General features: G+C 71.8%; 27 protein-coding genes. 21 read left to right on the forward strand and 6 right to left on the reverse strand.

The window, feature by feature from the left end:
• Together FCN18_RS05120 and FCN18_RS05125 are read left to right on the forward strand one after the other, a co-directional pair.
• Complete coding sequence (locus FCN18_RS05120) at positions 1 to 1338, forward strand: TRAP transporter large permease (RefSeq protein WP_112269738.1); 1338 nt, start codon at positions 1 to 3, stop codon at positions 1336 to 1338.
• Positions 1335 to 1898: a TRAP transporter small permease gene (locus FCN18_RS05125; protein WP_112269740.1), complete on the forward strand. Its 564-nt coding sequence runs from the start codon at positions 1335 to 1337 to the stop codon at positions 1896 to 1898. Before FCN18_RS05120 ends, FCN18_RS05125 begins: the two co-directional genes overlap by 4 nt.
• Positions 1899 to 1904: 6 nt before the next feature.
• Here FCN18_RS05125 and FCN18_RS05130 read toward each other — a convergent pair whose 3' ends face one another.
• Complete coding sequence (locus tag FCN18_RS05130; RefSeq protein ID WP_158303058.1) at positions 1905 to 2834, reverse strand: alpha/beta fold hydrolase; 930 nt, start codon at positions 2832 to 2834, stop codon at positions 1905 to 1907.
• A 101-nt stretch (positions 2835 to 2935) separates the two neighbouring features.
• Between FCN18_RS05130 and moaA the strand changes: the two genes are divergently transcribed.
• From moaA to FCN18_RS05205, 15 genes are all read left to right on the forward strand, one after another.
• Positions 2936 to 3961, forward strand: a complete 1026-nt coding sequence (moaA, locus tag FCN18_RS05135) for a GTP 3',8-cyclase MoaA (RefSeq protein ID WP_137093559.1) — start codon at positions 2936 to 2938, stop codon at positions 3959 to 3961.
• A 27-nt stretch (positions 3962 to 3988) separates the two neighbouring features.
• Positions 3989 to 4489: a VOC family protein gene (locus tag FCN18_RS05140; RefSeq protein WP_112269746.1), complete on the forward strand. Its 501-nt coding sequence runs from the start codon at positions 3989 to 3991 to the stop codon at positions 4487 to 4489.
• Complete coding sequence (locus FCN18_RS05145) at positions 4479 to 4979, forward strand: nuclear transport factor 2 family protein (RefSeq protein ID WP_158303059.1); 501 nt, start codon at positions 4479 to 4481, stop codon at positions 4977 to 4979. Before FCN18_RS05140 ends, FCN18_RS05145 begins: the two co-directional genes overlap by 11 nt.
• Before the next feature lie 4 nt (positions 4980 to 4983).
• Positions 4984 to 5667: a TetR/AcrR family transcriptional regulator gene (locus FCN18_RS05150; RefSeq protein WP_112269750.1), complete on the forward strand. Its 684-nt coding sequence runs from the start codon at positions 4984 to 4986 to the stop codon at positions 5665 to 5667.
• A 142-nt stretch (positions 5668 to 5809) separates the two neighbouring features.
• Positions 5810 to 6250, forward strand: coding sequence for a hypothetical protein (locus tag FCN18_RS05155; RefSeq protein ID WP_206077813.1), 441 nt, complete (start codon positions 5810 to 5812; stop codon positions 6248 to 6250).
• A complete protein-coding gene (locus tag FCN18_RS05160) occupies positions 6247 to 6672 on the forward strand; it encodes a MaoC family dehydratase (protein ID WP_112269752.1) in 426 nt (141 codons plus the stop codon). Before FCN18_RS05155 ends, FCN18_RS05160 begins: the two co-directional genes overlap by 4 nt.
• A gap of 14 nt (positions 6673 to 6686) precedes the next feature.
• The gene (locus FCN18_RS05165) at positions 6687 to 7643 is read left to right on the forward strand and encodes an LLM class flavin-dependent oxidoreductase (RefSeq protein WP_112269754.1); all 957 of its coding nucleotides are present in this window, start codon (positions 6687 to 6689) and stop codon (positions 7641 to 7643) included.
• On the forward strand, positions 7640 to 8509 hold the full coding sequence (locus tag FCN18_RS05170) for an LLM class flavin-dependent oxidoreductase (RefSeq protein WP_137093562.1): 870 nt from the start codon (positions 7640 to 7642) through the stop codon (positions 8507 to 8509). Before FCN18_RS05165 ends, FCN18_RS05170 begins: the two co-directional genes overlap by 4 nt.
• Positions 8506 to 9660: an acetyl-CoA C-acyltransferase gene (locus FCN18_RS05175; RefSeq protein ID WP_137093564.1), complete on the forward strand. Its 1155-nt coding sequence runs from the start codon at positions 8506 to 8508 to the stop codon at positions 9658 to 9660. The genes FCN18_RS05170 and FCN18_RS05175 overlap by 4 nt, the downstream gene beginning before the upstream one ends.
• 2 nt (positions 9661 to 9662) lie before the next feature.
• Positions 9663 to 10433, forward strand: a complete 771-nt coding sequence (locus FCN18_RS05180) for an SDR family NAD(P)-dependent oxidoreductase (RefSeq protein ID WP_137093566.1) — start codon at positions 9663 to 9665, stop codon at positions 10431 to 10433.
• A 31-nt stretch (positions 10434 to 10464) separates the two neighbouring features.
• Complete coding sequence (locus FCN18_RS05185; RefSeq protein ID WP_112269762.1) at positions 10465 to 10839, forward strand: OB-fold domain-containing protein; 375 nt, start codon at positions 10465 to 10467, stop codon at positions 10837 to 10839.
• Positions 10836 to 11969: a thiolase family protein gene (locus FCN18_RS05190; protein WP_113644336.1), complete on the forward strand. Its 1134-nt coding sequence runs from the start codon at positions 10836 to 10838 to the stop codon at positions 11967 to 11969. Before FCN18_RS05185 ends, FCN18_RS05190 begins: the two co-directional genes overlap by 4 nt.
• Complete coding sequence (locus tag FCN18_RS05195) at positions 11962 to 13188, forward strand: cytochrome P450 (protein WP_228713657.1); 1227 nt, start codon at positions 11962 to 11964, stop codon at positions 13186 to 13188. Before FCN18_RS05190 ends, FCN18_RS05195 begins: the two co-directional genes overlap by 8 nt.
• Positions 13185 to 13940, forward strand: a complete 756-nt coding sequence (locus tag FCN18_RS05200; RefSeq protein WP_158303060.1) for an SDR family NAD(P)-dependent oxidoreductase — start codon at positions 13185 to 13187, stop codon at positions 13938 to 13940. Before FCN18_RS05195 ends, FCN18_RS05200 begins: the two co-directional genes overlap by 4 nt.
• The gene (locus FCN18_RS05205; RefSeq protein WP_206077814.1) at positions 13937 to 14437 is read left to right on the forward strand and encodes a VOC family protein; all 501 of its coding nucleotides are present in this window, start codon (positions 13937 to 13939) and stop codon (positions 14435 to 14437) included. Before FCN18_RS05200 ends, FCN18_RS05205 begins: the two co-directional genes overlap by 4 nt.
• 300 nt (positions 14438 to 14737) lie before the next feature.
• Here the strand turns inward: FCN18_RS05205 and FCN18_RS05210 are convergent, their stop codons facing one another.
• From FCN18_RS05210 to FCN18_RS05230, 5 genes are read right to left on the reverse strand one after another with little or no spacing between them, the layout of a single operon-like run.
• On the reverse strand, positions 14738 to 15763 hold the full coding sequence (locus tag FCN18_RS05210; protein WP_113644334.1) for a zinc-binding dehydrogenase: 1026 nt from the start codon (positions 15761 to 15763) through the stop codon (positions 14738 to 14740).
• The gene (gene fdxA, locus FCN18_RS05215) at positions 15760 to 16083 is read right to left on the reverse strand and encodes a ferredoxin (RefSeq protein WP_112269768.1); all 324 of its coding nucleotides are present in this window, start codon (positions 16081 to 16083) and stop codon (positions 15760 to 15762) included. The genes FCN18_RS05210 and fdxA overlap by 4 nt, the downstream gene beginning before the upstream one ends.
• Before the next feature lie 25 nt (positions 16084 to 16108).
• Positions 16109 to 17332 carry an NAD(P)/FAD-dependent oxidoreductase gene (locus FCN18_RS05220; RefSeq protein ID WP_137093568.1) on the reverse strand — a complete coding sequence of 408 codons (1224 nt, stop codon included), beginning with the start codon at positions 17330 to 17332 and terminating at the stop codon, positions 16109 to 16111.
• 9 nt (positions 17333 to 17341) lie between these two features.
• Positions 17342 to 17530, reverse strand: a complete 189-nt coding sequence (locus FCN18_RS05225; RefSeq protein ID WP_112269772.1) for a ferredoxin — start codon at positions 17528 to 17530, stop codon at positions 17342 to 17344.
• Positions 17527 to 18087 carry a VOC family protein gene (locus FCN18_RS05230; protein ID WP_113644332.1) on the reverse strand — a complete coding sequence of 187 codons (561 nt, stop codon included), beginning with the start codon at positions 18085 to 18087 and terminating at the stop codon, positions 17527 to 17529. Before FCN18_RS05230 ends, FCN18_RS05225 begins: the two co-directional genes overlap by 4 nt.
• A 170-nt stretch (positions 18088 to 18257) precedes the next feature.
• On the opposite strand from FCN18_RS05230, the gene FCN18_RS05235 reads away from it, so the two are divergent.
• Genes FCN18_RS05235 through FCN18_RS05250 form a run of 4 tightly spaced genes read left to right on the forward strand, consistent with a single transcriptional unit; the run spans position 18258 to position 22266 of the window.
• A complete protein-coding gene (locus tag FCN18_RS05235; RefSeq protein ID WP_113644331.1) occupies positions 18258 to 19421 on the forward strand; it encodes an acyl-CoA dehydrogenase family protein in 1164 nt (387 codons plus the stop codon).
• A gap of 36 nt (positions 19422 to 19457) precedes the next feature.
• Entirely contained in the window at positions 19458 to 21182 is a 1725-nt protein-coding gene (locus tag FCN18_RS05240; RefSeq protein ID WP_112269778.1) for a class I adenylate-forming enzyme family protein, read from the forward strand.
• Positions 21179 to 21727: a VOC family protein gene (locus FCN18_RS05245; protein WP_158303061.1), complete on the forward strand. Its 549-nt coding sequence runs from the start codon at positions 21179 to 21181 to the stop codon at positions 21725 to 21727. The genes FCN18_RS05240 and FCN18_RS05245 overlap by 4 nt, the downstream gene beginning before the upstream one ends.
• A gap of 2 nt (positions 21728 to 21729) precedes the next feature.
• Positions 21730 to 22266 (forward strand): VOC family protein, encoded by a 537-nt coding sequence (locus FCN18_RS05250; protein WP_112269782.1) that lies wholly within the window; start codon positions 21730 to 21732, stop codon positions 22264 to 22266.

A 22266-nucleotide genomic window follows, 5' to 3' on the forward strand; every position in this document is an offset into this window, starting at 1 on the left:
ATGGGAACCACTGAGCTCTTCCTGGTGGTCATCGCGATCCTCGCCGTGTCACTGCTCTCGGGAATGCGCATCGCGCTGGCGCTGACGTTCGCGGGATTCGCCGGCTACTACCTGCTGGACGGCTGGGACGTCGGGATGTCGACGCTGGGCGCGCTGCCGATCAGCAGTGCCTCGAAGTTCACCTTGCTCGTGATTCCCATGTTCGTCCTGCTGGGAAACGCGGCGGAGCGGGCGAACCTCGCCGAGGGCGCCTACCGCGTGCTGGGCTGGCTGCTGCGCAGCCTGCCCGGCGGCCTCGCGGTCGCGACACTCACGGCGTGCGCCTGCTTCGCCGCGGTCAGCGGGTCGAGCATCGCCACGGTGATCTCGATCGGCAACCTCGCGATCACGGAGATGCGCAAGGCCGGCTATGCCATGCACGTGGCCGCCGGGGTGGTCGGTGCCGCGGGAACGCTGGGCGTGCTCATCCCGCCCAGCGTTCCGCTGGTGATCTACGGCGTGCTGACCGGCGAGTCCATCGGCGCGCTGCTCATGGCGGGTATCGGGCCGGGCGTGGTCACCGCCACCGTTTACGGCATCAGCATCATGATCCGGGCCAAGCGCAAGCCCGAGCTGTTCGGCAAGGGCGCCGAGGACGTGCTGCCGCTCAGCAACCGGCCGGCCCTGCTCTCCGGCGCCTACAGCCTGTTCCGCATCGGACTGCTGTTCGTGATCATCATCGGCGGCATGTACTCCGGCTTCTTCACGGCGGTGGAAGCCTCCGCGGTCGGGGCGTTCGTCGCCCTGCTGATGGTGGTGATCGAGCACCTGCGCAAGCCGAAGGAGATGGGCAGGAGCCTGTGGAACTCGCTGTCCGCCGCGGTCAGTCTCAACGGGATGGTCTTCTCGCTGCTCATCGGCGGCGCGATCTTCTCCTCGTTCATGGTGGCCGCCGGAGCGCCGCAGCTGATCGCGGACGGCCTCACCGGCCTGCCCGTGCCGGCGTGGCTGATCGTCGCGCTCCTCCTGCTCGTACTCGTCCCGTTGGGGATGTTCCTCGATCCCACGTCGATCCTGCTCATCATGGTGCCGCTGACGTATCCGGTGATCACCGAGCTCGGCATGAACGGGATCTGGTTCGGGCTGCTGTTCGTCAAGCTGATCGAGATCGGGCTGCTCACGCCACCCTTGGGGCTCAACGCGTTCGTCGTCGCCGGGATCCGCAAGGACGTGGAGCTGAGCACCGCGTTCAAGGGTGTGCTCTGGTACGTGAGGCTGGACATCGTCATCGTGATCCTGATGTTCGTCTTCCCGGCCATCGTCACCTTCATCCCGAGCCAGATGGGACTGACCGAATGACCGAGACAACGAACGGGACCGGCCGTGGACTCGCCGGTGCGGTCGGCCGGGGGTTCGCCGCGACGGTCCACGCCCTCTCGCGCGCGCTGGCCGTGGTGTCGATCGTCGGCATGGTGTTCATCATGCTGCTCATCGTCTACAACGTGGTCCTGCGGGAGCTGGGCAAGCAGGAGGTGACCGGGACCGTCGAGTACGTCGAGCTGGCGATGGCGCTGACCGCGTTCTTCGCGCTGGGCGAGGCGGAACGGCGGCGGCAGCACGTCTCGATGTCGTCCCTTGTGGACCGGCTGAAGGGGCCGGCCTACCGGATCGTGCGCCTGGCCGGCGGAATCGGCGCGGCGCTTGTCGCCATCCTGCTCGCGTGGGCCTCCTGGAGCGTCCTGAGCGCCGCCTTCGAGACCGGGGAGTACAAACTCGGCCTCGTCCGGCTGCCGATGTGGCCTGCCCGGCTGGCGGTGTTCGCCGGGTTCCTCATCCTCGCGCTCGAGCAGATCGTGACCGCTGTCGAAGACGTGCGGGCCCGCCCGAAGGCGGAAAGGTTGACCGCTGCCGGGATCTGAGGGTCCTCATGGCCACGAGCCGAGCAGGTCCCGCAGCTGGGAGAGAAGGGCGAGGGGTTGGTCGAGCATCACGTGGTGGGCCGCATCCGGGACGAAGCGCAGCGGGGTGCCCGGCCGGTCCGCGAGTGCCGCCCGTGCGCCCGGCGCGAGGTAGGACCGCTCGCCCATCACCACCGCGAAGGGGCACCCGGCCCGGTCCAGGCTGCCCTCGAACCGCGTGATCCGGTGGTCGCCCGTGGGATTGGCGAAGATCCTCGGGTCGAAGCGCCACTGCCAGCCGGACGGCGCGACCGGGCGGAGGCTGTGCCAGGCGATGTGCTCGACGTACCAGTCGTTGTCGCACGGCTGTGGTGGCACGAGCCGGAACCGGCCGAGGGCCTCGGCGGCGTTTGCGTAGGTGCGGTGGGGCCGGATCTCCCGGTCGGCCAGCGGCTGCTCCGGCGCGGCCGCGTCGGGCCAGACGGGCGCGTCGACGAGGACCGCCCTGCGGAACCGGCCGGCGAGGTCGGCGCGTGTCATGGCGCAGGACGTCACGATGCCGCCGAGCGAGTGCGCGACCACGGTGGCCGGGGCCGGCGACACGGCCTCCGCGACGGCGGCGATCTCCTCGGCCCAGTGCTCGACCGCGTAGACCGGCCGGTGTCCGCTGCACCCGTGGCCGGACAGGTCGAGTGCGACGACGTAGGAGTCCGGGTCGAGCCGCGCGGCGATCGGCGCCCACCACATGGCGTGTGCCGCGCCGCCGTGGACGAGGATCGTGGCGGGACTGCCGGGTTCGCCCCAGGCCAGAAACCGGATCGGGACGCCGCCGACGTCCACCTCGCCGGTGTGGCGCTCGCGGCGCAGCGCGGCGGAGAACCACGCGGGTGGGGTGCCGCGTCCGGCGGGCGGCTCCGGGCTGCCGTACTCCGGAACGACCTCTGTGCCGGCGTTCATGCAGCTGTCCTCCCGGTGGGCTGGTTGCTCGGCGACCCGATCGCGCATAACCTACCAAACGAACGGTTGCCGAAAGTCTCGGCCGGGGAGGAGCACCAGTGATGGAGCAGCGCAGCGGTGCGGGCGCCCTGCTCGACCGCCTCGGCCGTCCGCTCACCGACCTGCGGATCTCGGTCACGGACCGGTGCAACTTCCGCTGCCGGTACTGCATGCCGCGCGAGCTCTTCGGCGCCGACCACGCCTTTCTCGCGCGTTCCGAGCTGCTGACCTTCGAGGAGATCGCCCGGCTGGCGGGGGTCTTCCGGCGCGGCGGGGTCCGCAAGCTCCGGCTGACCGGCGGCGAGCCGCTGCTGCGCGGCGGCCTGCCGGACCTCGTCGCGATGCTCGCCGCGGTGGGCGGGATCGAGGATCTCGCCATGACGTCCAACGGCGTCCTGCTGCCGAAGTTCGCCGAAGTGCTCGCCCGGAACGGACTGCACCGGGTCACCGTCAGCCTGGACGCGCTCGACGAGCAGACCTTCCGCGCGATGGCCGACACCCCGCTGCCGCTCTCGGCCGTGCTGGACGGCATCGCCGCCGCCCGGCAGGCCGGTCTCGGGGTCAAGGTCAACACCGTGGTCCAGCGCGGCGTCAACGACCACCAGATCGAGGATCTCGCCGCGTGGGCGCGGGGGGAGGGCGTCGCGCTGCGCTTCATCGAGTACATGGACGTCGGCACCACCAACGGCTGGGTGCGTGACAAGGTCGTTCCCGCCTGCGAGGTGCGGGCGCGGATCGACGCGCTGTGGCCGCTGGAGGAGGTCCCGCCCGGCGTGGTGGGCGAGGTCGCGACGCGGTTCCGTTACCGCGATGGTGGCGGCGAGATCGGCATCATCGCCTCGGTGACGAAGCCGTTCTGCCGGACGTGCACGCGGGCCCGGATCTCGGCCACCGGTGAGCTTTTCACCTGTCTCTTCGCGGCCACGGGTCACGACCTGCGCGCGCTGGTCCGTGGCGGCCGGACCGACGAGGAGCTGCACGCGGCGCTCGCCCGGCATTGGGGCGGGCGGGCCGACCGCGCGTCCGAGCTCCGCGGCGAGCACGGTCTGCGTGGTCCGCGAGTGGAGATGTCGTACATCGGCGGCTGATCGCCGGCCCATGCGAAGGAGAGCGCGTTGCTGAAGATCACCGACATCTACCACACCGGTTTCGTCGTCCCGGATCTCGATGCGGCGATGGCCGACCTGACCGGCGTCTTCGGCGTGGCCTGGACCGGCGTGGAGGAGCGGGAGATGCCCGTGCTGACGCCCGACGGCCCCGTGGCCGCACGGATGCGGTTCGCGTACTCCCAGGGCGGTTCGCCGCGGCTGGAGCTGCTCGAACCCGTCCCGGGCACGATCTGGGAGGCCCCCTCGCTGTCCTTCGGCGCGGGCGGCGCGCACCACGTTGGCGTGTGGGCCGATGATTTCGCCGCCACCTCCGCGAAGCTGGAGGCAGCCGGGTTCCCGCGCGTGCTCACCTTCGACGACGGCAGCGGGCGGGCCGTCCGGTTCGCCTACCACCGGCTGCCCAGCGGACCCTTCGTCGAGCTCGTCGACGCCACCAGGAGGGCGGAGCTCGAGGCGTGGTTCGAGGGCGCCGACTATCCGGCGGCGGGGGCGACCGATGGCTCCTGACGACGTGCGCGCGACCGCCGTGGCCGCCGAGCTGCTCGCGCGCTACTGCTGGGCGATCGACGACGAGGCGTACGACGACCTGCGCTCCCTCTTCCTCCCGGACGCCGTCGCCGACTACGGCGCGTTCCGCTGCCGGGGCGGGGCGGAGGTCGCGGACGTGATGGCGGAACTCCATCGCGGCCTGCGCGCCACCCAGCATCTGCTGGGCAGTGTCAGCGCCACGGCCGAGCACGATGGCCGGGTGCGCGTGCGCAGTCAGGTGCGGGCCACGCTGGTCGCACGCGCCACCGGAGAGCGGGGGAAGCCCGCCCGGGTCGAAATCGCGGCGTCGTACCGTGATCTGCTGCTCCGCACCGATCTCGGGTGGCGGATCGCCGAACGACGGGTGGACGGTCGGTGGGTCGACGGTGACCGGACTATCCTGCCGTGGTTCGACCGCGCGCAACGCAGCGACGGTGCTGCGGGCGCAGCTCAGGCAAGGGGGACGTGACCAGATGTCGAAAACCGACGCCGAGCCGGCCAAGCGGGGGCGGCCGCGTCGCGGGCCGGACCCGGAGCGCTTCGCCGAGATCGTCGAGGCCGCCGCCGAGGTGATCCTCGACAAGGGGTACAGCGCGACCAGCATCCAGGACATCGCCGACCGGGTCGGCATCCTCAAAGGCAGCCTCTACCACTACGTCCGATCGAAGGAGGACTTCCTCTACAAGATCATCAAGGATGTCTACGACGAGGCGATCGCGGACATGCGCGTGGTGACGGACGCGGAGCAGGCGCCGCTGGAGAAGCTCGCCGCGTTCGTTCGCACCCACGTGCTGTTCGCCGCGGACCACCTCGTGCCGTACACGATCCAGCTGCGCGAGTTCGACCGGCTCAGCGAGGAGCGCCGTGCCGAGATCCGCGAGGGCGGTGAGACCTACGTCGTGGTGCTCCAGGGCATTCTCGAGGAGGGTCAGCGTCAGGGCGTGATCGACAAGGCCATCGACCCCCGGCTGGCGAGCATCGTGATCACCGGCGAGCTCAACTCGATGACCCGGTGGTACCGCCCCGACGGGCCAAGGACCGCGGAGCAGCTGGCTGACGTCTACATCGGGATGATCGTGTCCTCGGTCGCCTCCGAGTCCGCGGTCGCCTCGGCCGGTGGCATCGAGGCGCTGCGCGCGGCGTTCTCCCGGGGCTGAGCCCGCCACGCTGACGAGAGAAGGGCCTGAGCCGCACGTCGGCTCGGGCCCTTCTCTCGTGTGCACCCGCCGAGGTGCTTGGCAGGGAGGGCGACGTCTGGCAGACTTCTACCAATCAGTTGGTTGGTGAATTGGAGTCTCGATGACGATGACCGAGAGCGAGCTTGCGGCGATCGTCGGCCGCCCGATCCCCGGCGGGACCTACACCATCGAGCCGTACGTCGACTGGCTGCTGAACGACGTCGTCGGGTCGCCGAGGGACGGCAAGGTGGCGCACCCGCTCTTCGCGTACATCAGCGTGGCGGTCGGCAAGGGCGTCAGCTGGGACGAGGTCTTCGCGATCTGCGGCGCGACCGCCGCCGACGGACCGATGTTCGGCGAGCACGAGACCGTGCTCGAACGCCCGCTCGAGGTCGGCGAGAGCTTCAGTGTCAGCGGCGAGTTCGTCTCCGCCGAACGCAAGCGGGGCAAGCGAACCGGCGTCTTCGACATCGTCGGGTTCCGGCTGGCGCTCACCGACGCCGCGGGCGAGCTCGCCGCGTCCACCTACAACTCCATCGTCTTCCCGAGGAGGGACGCATGACCATCCGGGTCGGCACCGTCATCCCGAGCTGGGAGCTGCCCGCCGTGAGCGCGGAGAAGATGAAGACGATGGCGCTGGTACTGGTGGACCCCAACCCCATCCACTTCGACCTCGACGCCGTGCGCGCGCTGGGGATGGGGGAGAAGCCGGTCAACCAGGGCCCGAACAACGTCGCGTACGTCATGAACATGCTCGCCGCCTGGACCGGCGGCCACGAGCACCTGCGCGGCATCCGCGTGCGGTTCCAGGGCAATGTCCTCGGCGGCGACCACGTCGTCGCGCGCGGCACGGTGTCGGCGCTGCGCGAGGAGAAGGGCCGCACACTCGCCGACTGTGCCGTGGAGCTGATGGTCGGTGAGCGGGTGGTGCTCGCGGGCACCGCCACCACCGACGTCACGCACCTGACCGGAACCCAGGACTGAGGCGGGAAACGCTCATGGGTGTCGAAATGGGAGTCGGGCTGTGGACGTTCCAGTCCACGGTGACCCGGCCACACCAGCTTCCGTGCCTCTACCGCGACTTTCCCGCCGTGGCAAGGAAAGTCGAACAGCTTGGCTACGCCCACCTGTGGCTGGCCGAGCACCGGCTCTGGTACGACGCGTTCTGCCCGGCGCCGCTGCTGCCGATCGCCTCCGCCGCGGCTGCCACCACGACGCTGCGACTGGGGACGGCGATGGTCCTGCTGCCCCAGCACGACCCGGAGCGCCTGCGCTCGCTCGCGGCCGCGGTGGACGACGCGGCGCGGGGACGGCTGGAGCTCGGCGTCGGACTGGGGCACCGGGACGCGGAGTTCGACGCGCTTGGCCTGCCGCGTACGGGCCGCGGTCGCCGCATGGACGCCGGTCTCGACGTGCTCGACCGCGAGCCGCGCGACCGGCGCCCTGACGCGGTGTGGGGCGGCGGGATGGCCCGCGCGGCACTGGAACGCATCGGGCGGCACGGGATGTCGGCCCTGCTGCCCCAGACACTCGACGCCGAGGGCATCCGGCGTGCGGTCGCCACGATCACCGGCGCCGCGCGCGCCGCGGGCCGCGAGCCCGGCCGGATCGGCATGATCAAGGACACCTGGGTCGACGTCGACGGCGAGGCCGCGCGTTCCTGGTTCCTCCCGCGGCTGCGGCGCCACTACACCGAGGAGGCCGGTGCGTGGTGGGTGCTGGACGGAGGCCACGGTTTCACCAGCCCCGAACGCCTTCAGGGGCAGGTCGACCGCACGGCCACGAGCGCGGTCGTCGGCAGCCCGGACGAGGTCGCGGCCCGGTTCGGGCAGATCGCCGACGCCGGCGTGGACACCATCGTCGCCAGGGTCAACTTCGACTTCGTCTCCGACCGTGAGCTCGGCGAGCAGCTCGAACTGCTCGCCGCAACCGTGCTGAAGGCGGTGACGGCATGAGGATCGGCGTCACTCTCGACCTGGCCACGGTCTCGCTCGCGGATGTGCCCGCGCTGGCGGCGGCCGTGGAGGAGGCGGCACTCGACCTGGTCTGGCTCGCCGCGCCGTCAGGGCGGCCCGAGGTGGCACTGGCCGCGGCGGCCACGTGCGCCGAGCCGACGCGCACGGTGCTGATCGGCGCCGGCACGGCGGTCGCCGAGCACCATCCGCTGTACCTGGCCGAGGAACGGCACGTCGCCGACCAGCTGCTCGGCGGCAGGCTCGTGCTCGGCCTGCGCGGCGACGACGAGGCTTCGCTGACCGAGTGGGCCGACGTCCTGCTCGCCGCGGCGGGCACCACCCCGTTCGCCCACCGGGGTCCGCGGCACACCATCCCGGCGGGACTGCCGCAACACACCGTGAACCCCGAGACCCGGGTGCGGGTGACGCCCGCGCCCTACGCGCTGGAGCCCACGCTGTGGCTGCTCGGCCGGGCCGCGCCGGCGGTCGCCTCGGCGTACGCGCTCAGCCCGGTGTCCGAAGAGGACGGGGCACCCGTCTGGCGGCACCTCGAGCGCTCGCTCGGGCCCGCGTGCCGCCGGCTGCGCCGTCCCGCCGTGCGGACGTGGGACCCGGGCGCCGAGGACGTCGTCGAGCTGGCGCGCAGGCTGTCGGCCGAGCGCGACGGCTGGGGCCTGGACACCACGCTCCTGCGCCTCACCCCACCGCCTGGCACGGCCGCGTGGCACGCCGCGCTGGCCGATCTCGCCGTCGTGGTCCGGCCGCGACTCCAGCAGGAGCGGTTGCCAGCCGGGCTGGAGGAGTTGTGGGACGCCGAGCGCACGCACCAGCACACCGCAGGAGTTGAACGAGAGGTGATCACATGACCGAGTCGCGCCCCCAGGCGTACATTGTGGACGCAGTTCGCACCCCGACGGGTAAGCGCGGCGGTGGGCTCAGCGGGCTGCACCCGGCCGATCTCCTCGGTGACGTCTTCGCCGCCCTGCTGGACCGCACCGGGGTCGACCCCGGCCGCGTCGACGACGTCATCGCAGGCTGCGTGGCGCAAATGGGCGAGCAGGCGTGGAACGTCGGCCGCAACGCCTGGCTGTCGGCGGGGCTGCCGGTCGAGGTTCCCGCGGTCACCATCGACCGGCAGTGCGGCTCCTCTCAGCAGGCGGTGCACTTCGCCGCGCAGGCGGTGAAGTCCGGGGAGCAGGACCTCGTGGTCGCGGGCGGAGTCGAGGTGATGAGCCGGGTGCCACTCAACAGCTCCGGCGACCCGAAGCTCGGCTACGGCTACCCCTTCGCGGGCGCGGGCTGGGCCAAGCACTACGGGGACCAGGAGATCCACCAGTTCCGCGGCGGTGACCTCATCGCCGAGCGGTGGGGGATCGACCGCGAGGCCATGTTCGACCTCGCGATCGCCAGCCACGCCAGGGCCGCCCGCGCTCACGACGAGGGCCGGTTCGCCGGCCAGCTCATGGAGGCCGCCGGCGTCACCGCCGACGAGGGCGTCCGGCGCAGCTCCGACCGGGACAAGATGCGAAGCGTCCCGCCGATCCGGGAGGGCGGCGTCCACAACGCGCCGCTCGCCAGCCAGATCGCCGACGGCGCCGCCGCCGTCCTGGTCGCCTCGGAGCGCGCGGTGGAGCGGCTCGGGCTGACCCCGATCGCCAGGGTGCACACCGCCACCGTGGTCGGCAGCGACCCGGTGCTCATCCTCTCGGGCCCGATCCCGGCGACCCGCAGGGTGCTCGACCGCGCCGGGCTCACGGTGGACGACATCGACCTCTTCGAGTGCAACGAGGCGTTCGCCGCGGTGGTGCTCGCGTGGGCGAAGGACCTCGGCGTCGACCTCGACCGGGTCAACGTCAACGGCGGGGCGATGGCGCTCGGCCACCCGCTCGGGGCGTCGGGCGCGCGGCTGATGACCACACTCGTCCACGAGCTGCGGCGCACCGGCGCCCGCTATGGCCTGCAGACGATGTGCGAGGGCGGCGGGCTGGCCAACGCCACGATCCTGGAGCGGGTGTAGCGATGCGTGTCACCGGCGCGGTGGGAGTCGTCACCGGCGGTGCCTCGGGCATCGGCGAAGGCGTCACGCGCATGCTCGTCGACGGCGGAGGCCGCGCCGCGGTGCTCGACCTGCCGGGCTCACGCGGCCCCGAGCTGTGCGCGGAACTGGGCGGGGGCGCCGAGTTCTTCCCGCTCGACGTCACCGATCCCGGCCAGGTCGCCGCCACCGTCGAGGAGGTCGGGAAACGCTTCGGCCGCATCGACGTGCTCGTCAACAGCGCCGGGATCAGCCCGGCGGCCCGGGTCGTGGCCCGCGACGGGACCCTGTTCCCGCTGGAGCGCTTCCGGCAGGGGATCGAGGTCAACCTCGTCGGCGCGTTCGACGTGCTGCGCAACGTCGCCGGGGTGATGGCCCGCAACGAGCCCGGCGAGGACGGCGAGCGGGGAGTGATCGTCAACATCGGCTCGATCGCGGCGTACGAGGGCCAGGTCGGGCAGGCGTCGTACGCCGCGTCGAAGGGCGGCATCGTCGCGTTGACGCTCCCGCTGGCCCGCGACCTCGCCTCCCACGGCGTGCGCGTGCTGTGCGTGTGCCCCGGGACCATCGACACGCCGATGGTGCGCGCCGCGAGCGAGGAGGTCCGCGGCTACCTGCGGGACGCCAACGTGTTCCCGAAACGGCTCGGCCGGGCCGGAGACATCGCGAACGTGGTCCGGACCTGCCTCGAGACGACCTACCTCAACGGCGAGGTCATCCGCGTCGACGCCGGCGTGCGGATGGCGCCGCGATGACCCGCCGCCCCTGCTCTGTGGAAGGAGACCGATGAGCACCACGACCGGTGACCCGCGTCCGCGGGTCCGGACCGGCCCCGACGGTGTCGCCGTACTCGGCTGGCGGTGCACCGGGTGCGGGTATCCCGTCGCGCAGGCGGTTCTGCGGTGCCCGCTGTGCCGGGGACCCGTCGCGGAGAGCGCGTTCTCGCCCGAGGGCGAGGTGTGGGCCTCCACGTGCCTGCGCGTGCGGGTGCCCGGCCACACCCCGCCGTACGCGGTGGCCTACGTCGTGCTCGACGACGGGCCTCGCGTGCTGGTCCACACGCCGGGCGACCGGCCGCTGCCGCCCAGCACCAGGGCCCGGGTCACGGGCACGTCCGGGACCGGCGACCTGCTCGCCGTCCCCGCGGGGGAGGAGTCATGAGCGCGGCTTTCGTCCACGGCGTCGGCACGTCCCGGTTCGGCCGCCAGCCCGGAGTTGGCGCGCCGTCGCTCGTCCAGCAGGCGGTCACCGAGGCGCTCGACGACGCCGGTGTCGACGACGTGCGCGAGCTCGACGCCGTCTTCGCGGGCACCGTGTTCGGCGCCCCCGGCACGGCGCAGCGGGCGCTGCAGCTGCTCGGCATCACCGGTGTTCCGATCCTGACCTTCGAGAACGCCTGCGCGACGTCGTCGACCGCCCTGCACGAGGCGCGCCACGCGGTGCTCTCCGGCCGTTTCGGGCGCGTGCTCTGCCTTGGCGTGGAGACCATGACCCTGCACTTCTCCGGGCCGATCACGCCCGAGGAGACCGACGCGGAGGGCCGGGCCGGCCTGGCTTTGCCAGGGGTGTACGCGATGGTCGCCAGCCGCTACGAGCACCTCTACGGCCTCGAGCCGAAGGCGCTCGCGGCCGTCTCGGTGAAGAACCGCAGGCACGGGGCGCTCAACCCGCGCGCCCAGCACGGAGCCGAGGTGACCGCCGAGGAGGTTCTCGCCTCCCGGATGGTCGCCGACCCGCTGACGCTGCTGCAGTGCTGCGACATCTCCGACGCCGCCACGGCCGCGGTGATCGGTGGCGAGCGCGGCGTCGGCCGCGACGTGCGCATCGCGGCCTCGGCACTGCGCTCGGGCGAGCTGTGGGACCACCGCAGCACCCATCCCTGGGGCTACGAGCTGATGGCCGGCGTGGCCGCGGACGCCTGGCACGAGGCCGGGATCGGCCCCGGCGACGTGGATGTGTTCGAGGTGCACGACGCCTTCACGATCGGGGAGATCACGGCCACCGAGGCGCTCGGCATCACCGAGCCCGGCGGTGGGTGCGACCTGGTCCTCTCCGGGCACACCGCGCTCGGCGGCCGCCAGCCGGTGAACCCCTCTGGCGGGCTGCTCAGCCGAGGGCATCCCCTGGGCGCCACCGGGCTGGCCCAGGTGGCCGAGGCCGTGTGGCAGCTGCGCGGCGAAGCCGGAGCACGACAGGTGGAAGGAGCGCGGGTCGCCGCCGTGGAGACCATGGGCGGCGGCACCGCCGGAATCGACGGAAACGGGTGTGTGGTGGTGGTGCTCGGTGGTTGAGACGCTGGAGCTCGACGACATGCTGGGTGGGGAGCGCCTCGCGGACCCCTACCCCTACTTCGCCCACATGCTGGCGGAGCATCCGGTCCACTGGAACGAGCGGTACCGGGCGTGGTTCCTGCACAGGCACGAGGACGTGCTGTGGGCGCTGCGCAACCCCGCCTTCTCGTCCGACCGCGTGCGGCCCGTCTACGAGACGCACCTGTCGGAGGAGAAGCGCGCTGCCAGGGCGCCGACGTTCGAGGTGCTGCGGCACTGGATGGTGTTCCTCGACCCGCCGGAGCACACGCGGCTGCGCAAGCTGGTGATGCCCGCGTTCAGCCCGAAACGCGTCGCGACGTGGCGGCCCAGGGTCGAACAGGTCGTGCAGGAGACCCTCGCCGGGCTGAGGGACCGCGAGCGCTTCGACTTCGTCGCCGACTTCGCGTACCCGATTCCGGCGATCGTGGTGGCCGAGCTGATCGGCGTCCCCGCCCAGGACCGCGACCTGTTCAAGAAGTGGTCCGACGACATCCTCACGTTGGTCTTCGGCGCGCAGGGTGAGCCGGGGCGGCGGGAGCTCGCGCAGCAGGGGCTCGTGGAGCTGACCGGTTACCTCTCCGACCTCGTCGCGAAGATCCGGCGCGATCCCGGTGACGACGTGATCTCCAGCCTCGTCACCGCCCACGACGTGGAGCCCCCGCTCGACGACAGGGAGATCATCGCGACGTGCGCGCTGCTGGTCTTCGGCGGGCACGAGACGACCACGAACCTGATCGCCAACGGCACCCGGCAGCTGCTGCGGCACCCCGAGCAGTGGAATCTGCTGCGCGACGAGCCCGAGCGGATCACCACCGCGGTCGAGGAGCTGCTCCGTTTCGACGGCCCGTCGCGGCTGGAGCAGCGGCTGCTTGCCGAGGACCTCGAGCTGCGCGGCAAGACGCTGCGCAAGGGCGACAACGTCTTCCTCGTCCAGAGCGCGGCCAACCGCGACCCGGAGGTCTTCGACCGGCCGCACGAGCTCGACATCACGCGCCAGCGCAACAACCACGTCGCCTTCGGCTTCGGCGTCCACCACTGCCTCGGCAACTTCCTCGCCCGGCTGGAGGCCCAGGTCGCGATCCCAGCGGTGCTCGACGCCCTGCCCGACCTCGCACTCGACGGGCCGGAGGAATGGCACACCACGATGATGAGCCGCGGCATGAAGCGGATGCCGGTCCGGCGGGGAGCGGTGTCGTGACCGGCGCGCTCGAAGGGAAGGTCGCCGTCGTCACCGGCGCCAGCGGCGGCATCGGGCGGGCGATCGCGCTCGCGCTCGCACACGCGGGCGCCGACGTTGGCCTGCTCGCGCGCCGCCGGGAGGCGCTGGAGGAGACGGCCGCGCTGATCGAGCCCACGGGCAGGCGGGCGAGCGTGGTCACCGCCGACGTCACCGACGAGGCACAGGTGACCGACGCCGTCGCCAAGGTCGCCGCCGAGCTCGGCGACCCGACCGTGGTGGTGAACAACGCGGGCGGCGCGCGGTTCCTCGCCCCGCTGGCGGAGATGCGGCTGTCCGGCTGGCAGAAGACGGTGGCCCTCAACCTGGAGGCCCCGCTGCTCTGCGCGCGCGCCGCCCTGCCAGGGATGATCCGCGCGGGTGGCGGGGCGATCGTCCACATCGGATCGATCGTCGGAGAGGCCGCCCAGCACGGGATGGCCCACTACGGCACGGCCAAGGCCGGGCTGACCATGCTCAACCGCACGATGGCGCGCGAGTGGGGCAGGCACGGCGTGCGGAGCAACGTGGTGCAGCCGGGGCTGGTCGACTCCGGAGCGCACGACCACTACGAGGACGACCCCAGCATGGGCAGGCTCTACGCCGCCGAGATCCCGCTCGGGCGCTGGGCTCGGCCGGAGGAGATCGCCGCCCCCGTGGTGTATCTGGCCTCCGACGCCGCTTCGTTCGTCACCGGCAGCACCCTCGTCGTCGACGGCGGGCAGATCAGTTGACCGCCGGGGTCCGCAGGCTCGACCACGTCGCCGTCGCGGTCCGCGACGCGGAGGCGGCGCTCGCGCTCTACGCCGGAGTGCTCGGCGGGCGGTTCGTCCTCGGCGGCGACAACGACGAGACCGGCAACCGGATCATCCACCTGCGGCTCGGCGGCTTCAAGATCGAGCTGATGCAGCCGCTGCGGGACGACAGCCTGCTGGCCAGGACCATCGACCGACGCGGCGAGGGCTTCCACCACGTCACCTTCGTGGTGGGCGACGTGACCCGCACCGTGGACGTGGTCGAGGCGGCGGGGTTCGAGACGGTCGGCACCGACCTCGGCGACCCGACGTGGCGCGAGACGTTCCTGCGGCCACGGCAGACCGGGGGCCTGGTCCAGCTCGTCGACACCGATCGCGACTGGAGCGGTCCGGTCGACGGCATCACGCTCGACGACGTGCTGGCAGGCCGCGCGGGCTTCGACGGTGCCTGGCCGTGCTGGAAGGGCACACGCTGACGACGAGGTTCCTCCGGACACACCTTGGCGGACTCGCTGGAGGCATCGCGGGGGAGGCCTTGCCGCCGTTGGCGAGGAGGCTCGTCCGCTTCACCGACCTGGCCCTCACGCGCACGCAGGGCGCGGCCGAGCCGCAGCACGATCGGCTAGCCCGCCGGCCTGATCGTGATCCGGCCGCGTGCGAACCGCGCCGCCGCCATCCGGGCCGAATGGCACGCGTTCCGCAGCGCCGAACCGCGCCTCGCCGCGTTCACCAGGTACGGGCGGGTACACATCACCATTCGCCGTGACCGGCTGCGTTCAGCCCACGGCGATGACCGTCTTCACCACCGACTGCGGGTTGTCGTGGGAGAACGCCAGTGCCTCGCCGACCTCGGCGAGGCCGAACTCGTGGCTGATGAGGCGGCGGACGTCGTCCTGGTGCCTTCCGGCGAGGGCGATCGCGGCGGGGAAGTCCAGTGTGGACCGGCTGCCGTACACGTCGAGTTCCTTCGCCGTGAACGTGCGCAGGCCGAGACGCGCGGTCTGCTCGGAGACGCCGACCAGTGAGATCCGGCCCGCGGTGGCGACCACCTCGAAGGCCCGCTCCGCGACGGCCGCGGCGCCGGTGGCCTCCACCACGACGGGCGCTCCTTCGCCGGAGGTCCATTCGGCGACGTGCTCGGCCAGGTCCTCGACGCCCCGGACGGTCACGGCGGCGCCGAGTTTGCGCGCGAGGTCCAGTCTGGACTCGTGGAGGTCGGCGACCATCACCTCGGCGCCCGCGTCCCGTGCGGCGATCACGGCGCCGAGCCCGATCGGTCCCGCACCGAGGATCAGCACCCGCTCGCCTGCCCGCACGCCGGGGCGGGTGATCGCGCGCAGGCTCACCGAGAGCGTCTCGGCGAGCGCGGCGACGTCGGCCGTGAGACCGGGCGCCGGGTGGCAGTTGCCGGTGGGCACCGCGACGCGTTCCTGGAAGCCGCCCGGCCGGTGCACGCCCACGGCGTCCATCGACCGGCAGGTGTTGCGGCGGCCGATCCGGCAGGGGTAACACGTCCCGCACGCCACCACCGGCTCCACGGCCACCCGGTCGCCGACGGCGAGCGGGCCGGCGTAGCCGCCGGGCAGGGCGGCGACGGTCGCGCTGATCTCGTGCCCCTGGATGAGCGGAAGGCCGGTGGCGTAGCTGCCGTCCCAGATGTGCAGGTCGGTCCCGCAGATCCCGACCCGCTCCACGGCGAGCAGCGCCTCGTCCTGGCCGGGGTCGGGCGGCGTGACCGGGGCGGTGACGACGGTGCGCAGTCGCGTGGTGGTGGCGGCGAGGTGCACGTCGCCCCCGCTCACGCCGGAGTCTGGGCGGGCAGTCCGGCCACCCGGGGATGGTCGGCGTCCACCGCGCCGAGCCGGGAGGCGCCTCCGGGGCTGCCGAGCCCGTCGAAGAACTCGGCGTTGACCTTGGTGTAGGCGGCCAGCTCCTCGGGCAGGTCGTCCTCGTAGTAGATGGCCTCGACCGGGCAGACCGGTTCGCAGGCTCCGCAGTCGACGCACTCGTCGGGGTGGATGTACAGCATCCGAGGGCCCTCGTAGATGCAGTCGACGGGACATTCGTCGATGCAGGTCTTGTCCTGCACGTCGACACAGGGCTCGGCGATCACGTAGGTCATCGGGTCTCCTTGGCGGGGGAACGGTTCAGGCGGCGTACGTGGCCGCCGGGTCGGTGAGTGAGGCGAGCAGGTGCTTGCGGACGGCCGCGGCCCGCCGGGGCAGGCCGAGCAGCAGGGCGCCGACGAGCTGCTCGCCGCGGAAGTAGCCCACCACCGCCTGGCCTTCGAGGTCGCCTTCGAGAACCTCCGTCCGGTCCGCGAGGCCGGGCACGCCGAAGGACTGCAGGCGCAGGTCGTACTGGTCGGACCAGAACGACGGCAGCGGGGTGAACGGCACCGGGTCCGCTTCCGTGCCCGCGAGGTCCGCGAGCAGGGTGGCGGCGGCGCGGCGCGCGGTCTCCAGTGGCGTCTGCCAGTGCTCGATCCGGCGCGGGACGTCGTCGAAGAGCGGGTTCGGGAAGCGGGCCACATCGCCGACCGCGACCGCGCCCGTGCCGCCGCCGAGGCGCAGCCGGTTGTCGGTCACGACGCCGTCGGTGAGGTCGAGTCCGTTGCCCTCCAGCCACTCGACGCAGGGAGCGGAGCCGACGCACTGGACGAGGACGTCGCCTTTCACCGACGTGCCGTCCGACAGGGCCACGGAGTACGCCCCGCGGGTCCCGCTCACCGAGGCCACCGACACACCGAGCCGGAAGGCGACACCGGCGCGTTCGTGGCGGGCCCTGACGGCGTCCCCGACCGCGCGGCCCAGCGGGACCAGCATCGGGGACTCGTCGACGGCGACGACGGTGACGTGGCAGCCGAGTCCGGTGGCGGTGGCGGCGACCTCGCAGCCGATGAAGCCGGCGCCGATCACGACCACCCTGGCGCCTGGCCGCAGCTCGGCGTGCAGGGCGCGGCAGTCCTCGATCGTCCGCACCACGTGCCCGGCTCCGGCGGAGTGGTCGATCCGCGCGGGGAGCCGTCGCGGGCGGACGCCGGTGGCGGCGACCAGGCCGTCGTAGGCGAGCGTGCCGCCGTCGGCGAGGGTGACCGTGCGCGCGGCGAGGTCCGCGGCGACGGCTCGGGAGCCGAAGCGCCACTCGGCTCGCGCGGCCTCGGGGCGTTGCTTGAAGGCGAGCGTCGCGAGATCCGGACCGTCGGCGAGCGCGGCCTTCGACAGCGGTGGCCGGGTGTAGGGCACGTGCGGCTCTGCGGAGAGCACGACGACCTCGCCGTCCCAGCCGCCCGCGAGGAGCGCCTCGGTCACCCGCAGACCTCCGAGCGAGCCGCCGACGACGACGATCCGCCGGGCCGGGGGAGTCGACATGATGGCTCGTTACCCCTCGATCGTGATGGCCTGCACGGGGCAGGCCATGGCGGCGGCCTCGACGTCTGCGCGCGCGGTCTCCTCGGCGCTTGCCTGGTAGACGAGCTCGCCGGCGTCGTCGAGGTCGAAGACGTCCGGCGCCGCGAAGACGCACTGCCCGTAGTTCTGGCAGAGCGCCAGGTCGACGTTGATCCTCACGGCCGGCCTCCGCCCTGCAGCCCCGGGTCGGTGTAGAAGCGCTGGGTCATCTCCTTGAGCAGGTCGGCGTTCTCGGCGTTGCCGGGGTGCGGCACCCACCGGTCGCCGCCGACCTGGTAGCGCGTGGCGAGCTCGATGAGCACGCCGTGGGCCTTCGACTCGGGCAGGAAGTTCCATTTCAGCCACGGCATCGTGTCGGGGTGGCTGTCCTCGTCGAGCAGGACGGGCAGCCCGGCGGCGCGGCACTGCTCCATCGTGTGGCCGAAGTTGTCGCTCAGGAACGCGATGTGGTGGACGAACTCGCCGCGCTTGGCGAGCACCTTGTGCACCCAGCTGTCCGGGGAGCCCGGTGCCCACATCTGGATCGAGACGCCCGTGGGGTCGGGGTTCTGGAAGGTCGCCCACACCATCTCGGTCCCGTCCGAGCTGCCCCGGGAGTACGTGATCGTCTCGGTCATCTCCGGCGTGAGCACGCCGAGGATGTCCTTCCAGTCGGCGATGGCCTGGTCGAGATCCTTCACGCAGAGCGCGATGTGGTCGATGTGCACACGGGTCATGGGGTCTTCCTTTCGTCGCCCTCGACTCCTCCATGTTTACACCAAACGATTGGTTGATAAAAGTCCAGGGACGTGCTTGACATCACTAGGAGGGCAGTGTTCCATGAATCAAGCAATCGTTTGGTGGAAATACCAAGAGCCGCCGTATGGCCGGCTGATCAGGAGGGACCGTGGACTTCGCGCTCACCGACGAGCAGGAGGCGTTCCGGAAGGCCGTCCGGACGTGGGTCGAGAAGGAGTGCCCGAAGGAGGTCGCCCTCGAGCTGGAGAAGAAGGAGTTCGAATACCCGCACGAGCTCTTCGCGAAGATGGCCGAGGCCGGCTTCCACGGCATCGCGATCGACGAGGAGTACGGCGGCTCGGGCGGCACCGAGCTTGACCAGGTCATTCTCATCCGCGAGCTGGCCCGCTCGCTGGGTGGCATCGCCTGGATCTGGGGCATCAACGCCTTCGCCGGGGCCAAGTCCGTCGGCTACTACGGCACCGAGGAGCAGAAGCGCCGCTTCCTGCCCGACATCGCCGAGGGGCGCACGAAGTTCGCCATCTCGCTCACCGAGCCCGCGGGCGGCACCGACCTGCTCGGCGTGCTGAAGACGACAGCCACCCGCTCCGAGGACGGCTGGGTCATCAACGGCCAGAAGATCTGGTCCACCCAGGCACACGTCGCCGACTACCTGCTCCTGCTCGCGCGGACCGAGAAGAACCCGGTCAAGAAGACCAGGGGCACCACCCTGTTCCTGGTCCCGCGCGAGACGCCGGGCGTGGAGTGCAGGCAGATCCCGAAGCTCGGCATGAAGAACGTCGGGTCCTGCGAGGTGTTCCTCGACGACGTCTTCGTGCCAGACGACCTCGTGCTGGGCGAGCCGGGCCAGGCCTGGTACATGCTGCTGAAGACACTCAACAACGAGCGGATCGTCATGTCGGCGCTCGCGCTGGGCATCCTCGACGGCGTGATCGAGGAGGCGAAGCGCTACCTCCAGGAGCGCGACGTCTTCGGCCGCAAGCTCGGCCAGATGCAGGTGCTGCAGCACTACTACGCCGACATGCTGATCGCGCAGAAGTCGGCGGAGCTGCTCGTCTACGAGGCGGCGTGGCGCCAGGCCGAGGGCCTGGAGTGCGGCATGCACGCCAACATGGCGAAGATCGTCGCCTCCGAGGGCGCGGTGACCGCGGCCGACCGGGGCATCCAGATCTTCGGCGGCATGGGCTATGCGCTCGAGACGCAGATGCAGCGATACTGGCGCGACGCCCGGCTCTACCGGATCGGCCCCATCGCCAATGAGATGGCCCGCAACTCGATCGCCGAGATGGCCGGTCTGCCCCGGTCGTTCTGAGAGGCAGGGGACAACAGCTGAAAGGTAGGACACACGGTGACGACAACGGAGACGTCCTCGCCCGAGGCGCCGGCGCTGAGGGACACAGCGGCCCCCGGGGCCGGTAGCGCCTCGACGGGGCACCGTGGCTGGGCCGAGGCGGTTCCGATCGGCGACGTGGTGATCCGTGCCGCCGCCCTGTGGCCGGACGCCGAGGCGCTCGTCTTCCCCGGCGAGCGGCTGACCTTCGCGCAGCTGGCCGACGAGGCCGAGCTGGCGGCCAGGGCCCTGCGGGCCATGGGCGTGGGGCCGGGCGACCACGTCGGCGTGCTGATGGCGAACTGCCCCGACTTCGCGCGGGTGTCCTACGGCGCCGCGATGCTGGGTGCGGTCGCGGTGCTCGTCAACGCCCGCTACCAGGGCGACGACCTGGCCCACGTTCTCGGCGACGCGGGCATCAAGGTGCTCGTGACCGCCGAGCAGCCCGGCAGGCCCTTCGAGCTCACGAGGCGGATCGAAGCCGCCATGCCCGAGCTCGACCCAGGGCGCGGTGACGCCTTCCCCGTGGCGTCCGTCCCCTCGCTGGAGGCGGTGGTGCTGCTCGGCGGCGACGGCACGGTCGCCCCCGCGTACACCCCGGCGGAGAGGTTCTACGCGGGCGCGGCGCGGGTGACGCCGGAGGAGGTCCACACGCTGCGCCGTCAGGTGCCGCTGCGCGCTGTCGGCATGATGATGTACACCTCCGGCACCACCGCGAAGCCGAAGGGCTGCGCGCTGTCGCACGAGATGGTGGTCCGCAACGCGATCGCCGTGGCCGAGCGGCTCGACGTCCACGGGGGCGACCGCTTCTGGGACCCGCTGCCGATGTTCCACATGTCCTCGGTGCTGCCGATGAACGGTTGCTTCTTCGTCGGCGCGACGTTCCTCTCGATGGAGCACTTCGAGCCCGACGCGGCGATCGCGATGCTGCGGCGCGCCGGGCTCACCCACTTCTATCCGACGTTCCCGACCATCACGCAGGCGGTGGCGAACCATCCGGGATTCTCCACCGTGGACTGGAGCGCCGTGCGGGTGGTCAACGGCGTCGCGCCGCCCGCGACCCTGAGGGAGCTGCAGGGGCTCTTCCCGCACGCCGCGGTGGTCACGGCCTACGGCTCCACCGAGACCGGAGGCTGCGTCTCCTTCTCGGTGCCCACCGACACACTCGAGCAGCGGACCAACACCAGCGGTCCGCCGTTCCCCGGCATCCAGATCCGGATCGTCGACCCGGAGACCGGCGCGGAGGTGCCGACAGGGGAGCGCGGCGAGATCTGCGTCCGCGGCTACTCGATGTTCGAGGGCTACCACAACGCACCCGAGGAGACCGCCGCCGTCACCGACGCCGAGGGCTGGTTCCACACCGGCGACATCGGGGCCGTCGACCAGGACGGGCGGATCTCGTATCTGGGGCGGCTGAAGGACATGCTCAAGGTCGGCGGCGAGAACGTCGCGGCGGTCGAGATCGAGGAGGCGTTGCAGCGCCATCCCGCGGTGAACATCGCACAGGTCGTCGGCATCCCCGACGCCCGGCTGGTGGAGGTGCCGGTCGCCGCGGTCGAGCTGCGCGCGGGACACGACGTCACCGGCGAGGAGCTCGGGGAGTGGCTGCGCGGCCGGATCGCGAGCTTCAAGCTGCCCCGGCACATCCGGGTGGTCGACGAGTGGCCGATGGCCGCGACCAAGATCCAGAAGTTCCGGCTGCGTGAGGCGATCTGCGCCGAGCTCGGGATCGAGCTCCCGTGATCGGGGACCTCGTCCCGGCGGAGGCCGGCGCGGTCGAGGAGCTCGCCGGCCTCGTCACGCGTTTCGACCACGTCGCCGTCGCGGTGCGGGACCTCGCCACCGCCGCACCGCTCTACGCGGACCTGTTCGGCGGCCGGCTGATCGCGGGCGGCGACGACGACCGGCTCGCGATCCGGTCGTTGCAGCTGAGCTTCCCGCCCGGGGTGAAGATCGAGCTGCTCCAGCCGCTGCACGAGCAGTCCTACCTCGCGGCGTACCTGGAAAAACGCGGCCCCGGATTCCACCACATGACGTGCTTCGTGGAGGACGTCACCGAGGCGGCCGGGCGACTGGAGGCCGCCGGGTACTCCACTGTGGACACCCGGACGGGAACCGGATGCTGGGACGAGACCTTCATCCGCCCCTCGTCCGCGTTCGGCACGCTGGTGCAGCTCACCGACTCGCCGCTGAGCTGGACCGACCCCGTCATGCCGGAGGGCGCCGGCATCGGCGACGTGCTGGCCGGGCGCATCGCGTGGAATGACGCCCGGCCGGCCTGGAGGTGACCATGATCCCGCCGCGGGGACTGCGGATGGTGCAGGTGGCGTACGCGACCACCGACGTGCGGGCGAGCGCGCGGAGCTGGCACGAGCGGTACGGCGCAGGGCCGTTCTACGTCCGCGAGCACGTGCCGACCGAACGCGTCGAGGTGCCCGGCGACGGCCAGGAGCCCGCGCCCGGCGTCTTCGACCACACGTGCGCGCTGGGGCAGTGGGGCAACGTGATGGTGGAGTTCGTCCACCACCACGCACTCGCGCCCGCCTCCCTCGACCGGGACATGCGCCGCGACGCGGGCGGGATCCACCACGTGGCGTGCTTCGTCGACGACCTCGACGCGGCCCGCGACCAGCTCGTGGCCGAGGGCGCGAGGGTGGTCATGGACGCCTCGACGCCGGAGGTCCGCTTCGTGTTCCTCGACCCAGGGCCGCACGTCGGCCACCTGGTCGAGCTCTACGAGGAGACGCCCTACCTGTCCCGCCTCTACGGGCGGGTGGCGGAGGCCGCGCGGGACTGGGACGGGACAGAACTGCTGCGGGAACGGTGA

It is taken from the genome of Prauserella endophytica, from assembly GCF_005146945.1.
GTDB classification, from domain to species: Bacteria; Actinomycetota; Actinomycetes; order Mycobacteriales; family Pseudonocardiaceae; genus Prauserella_A; species Prauserella_A endophytica.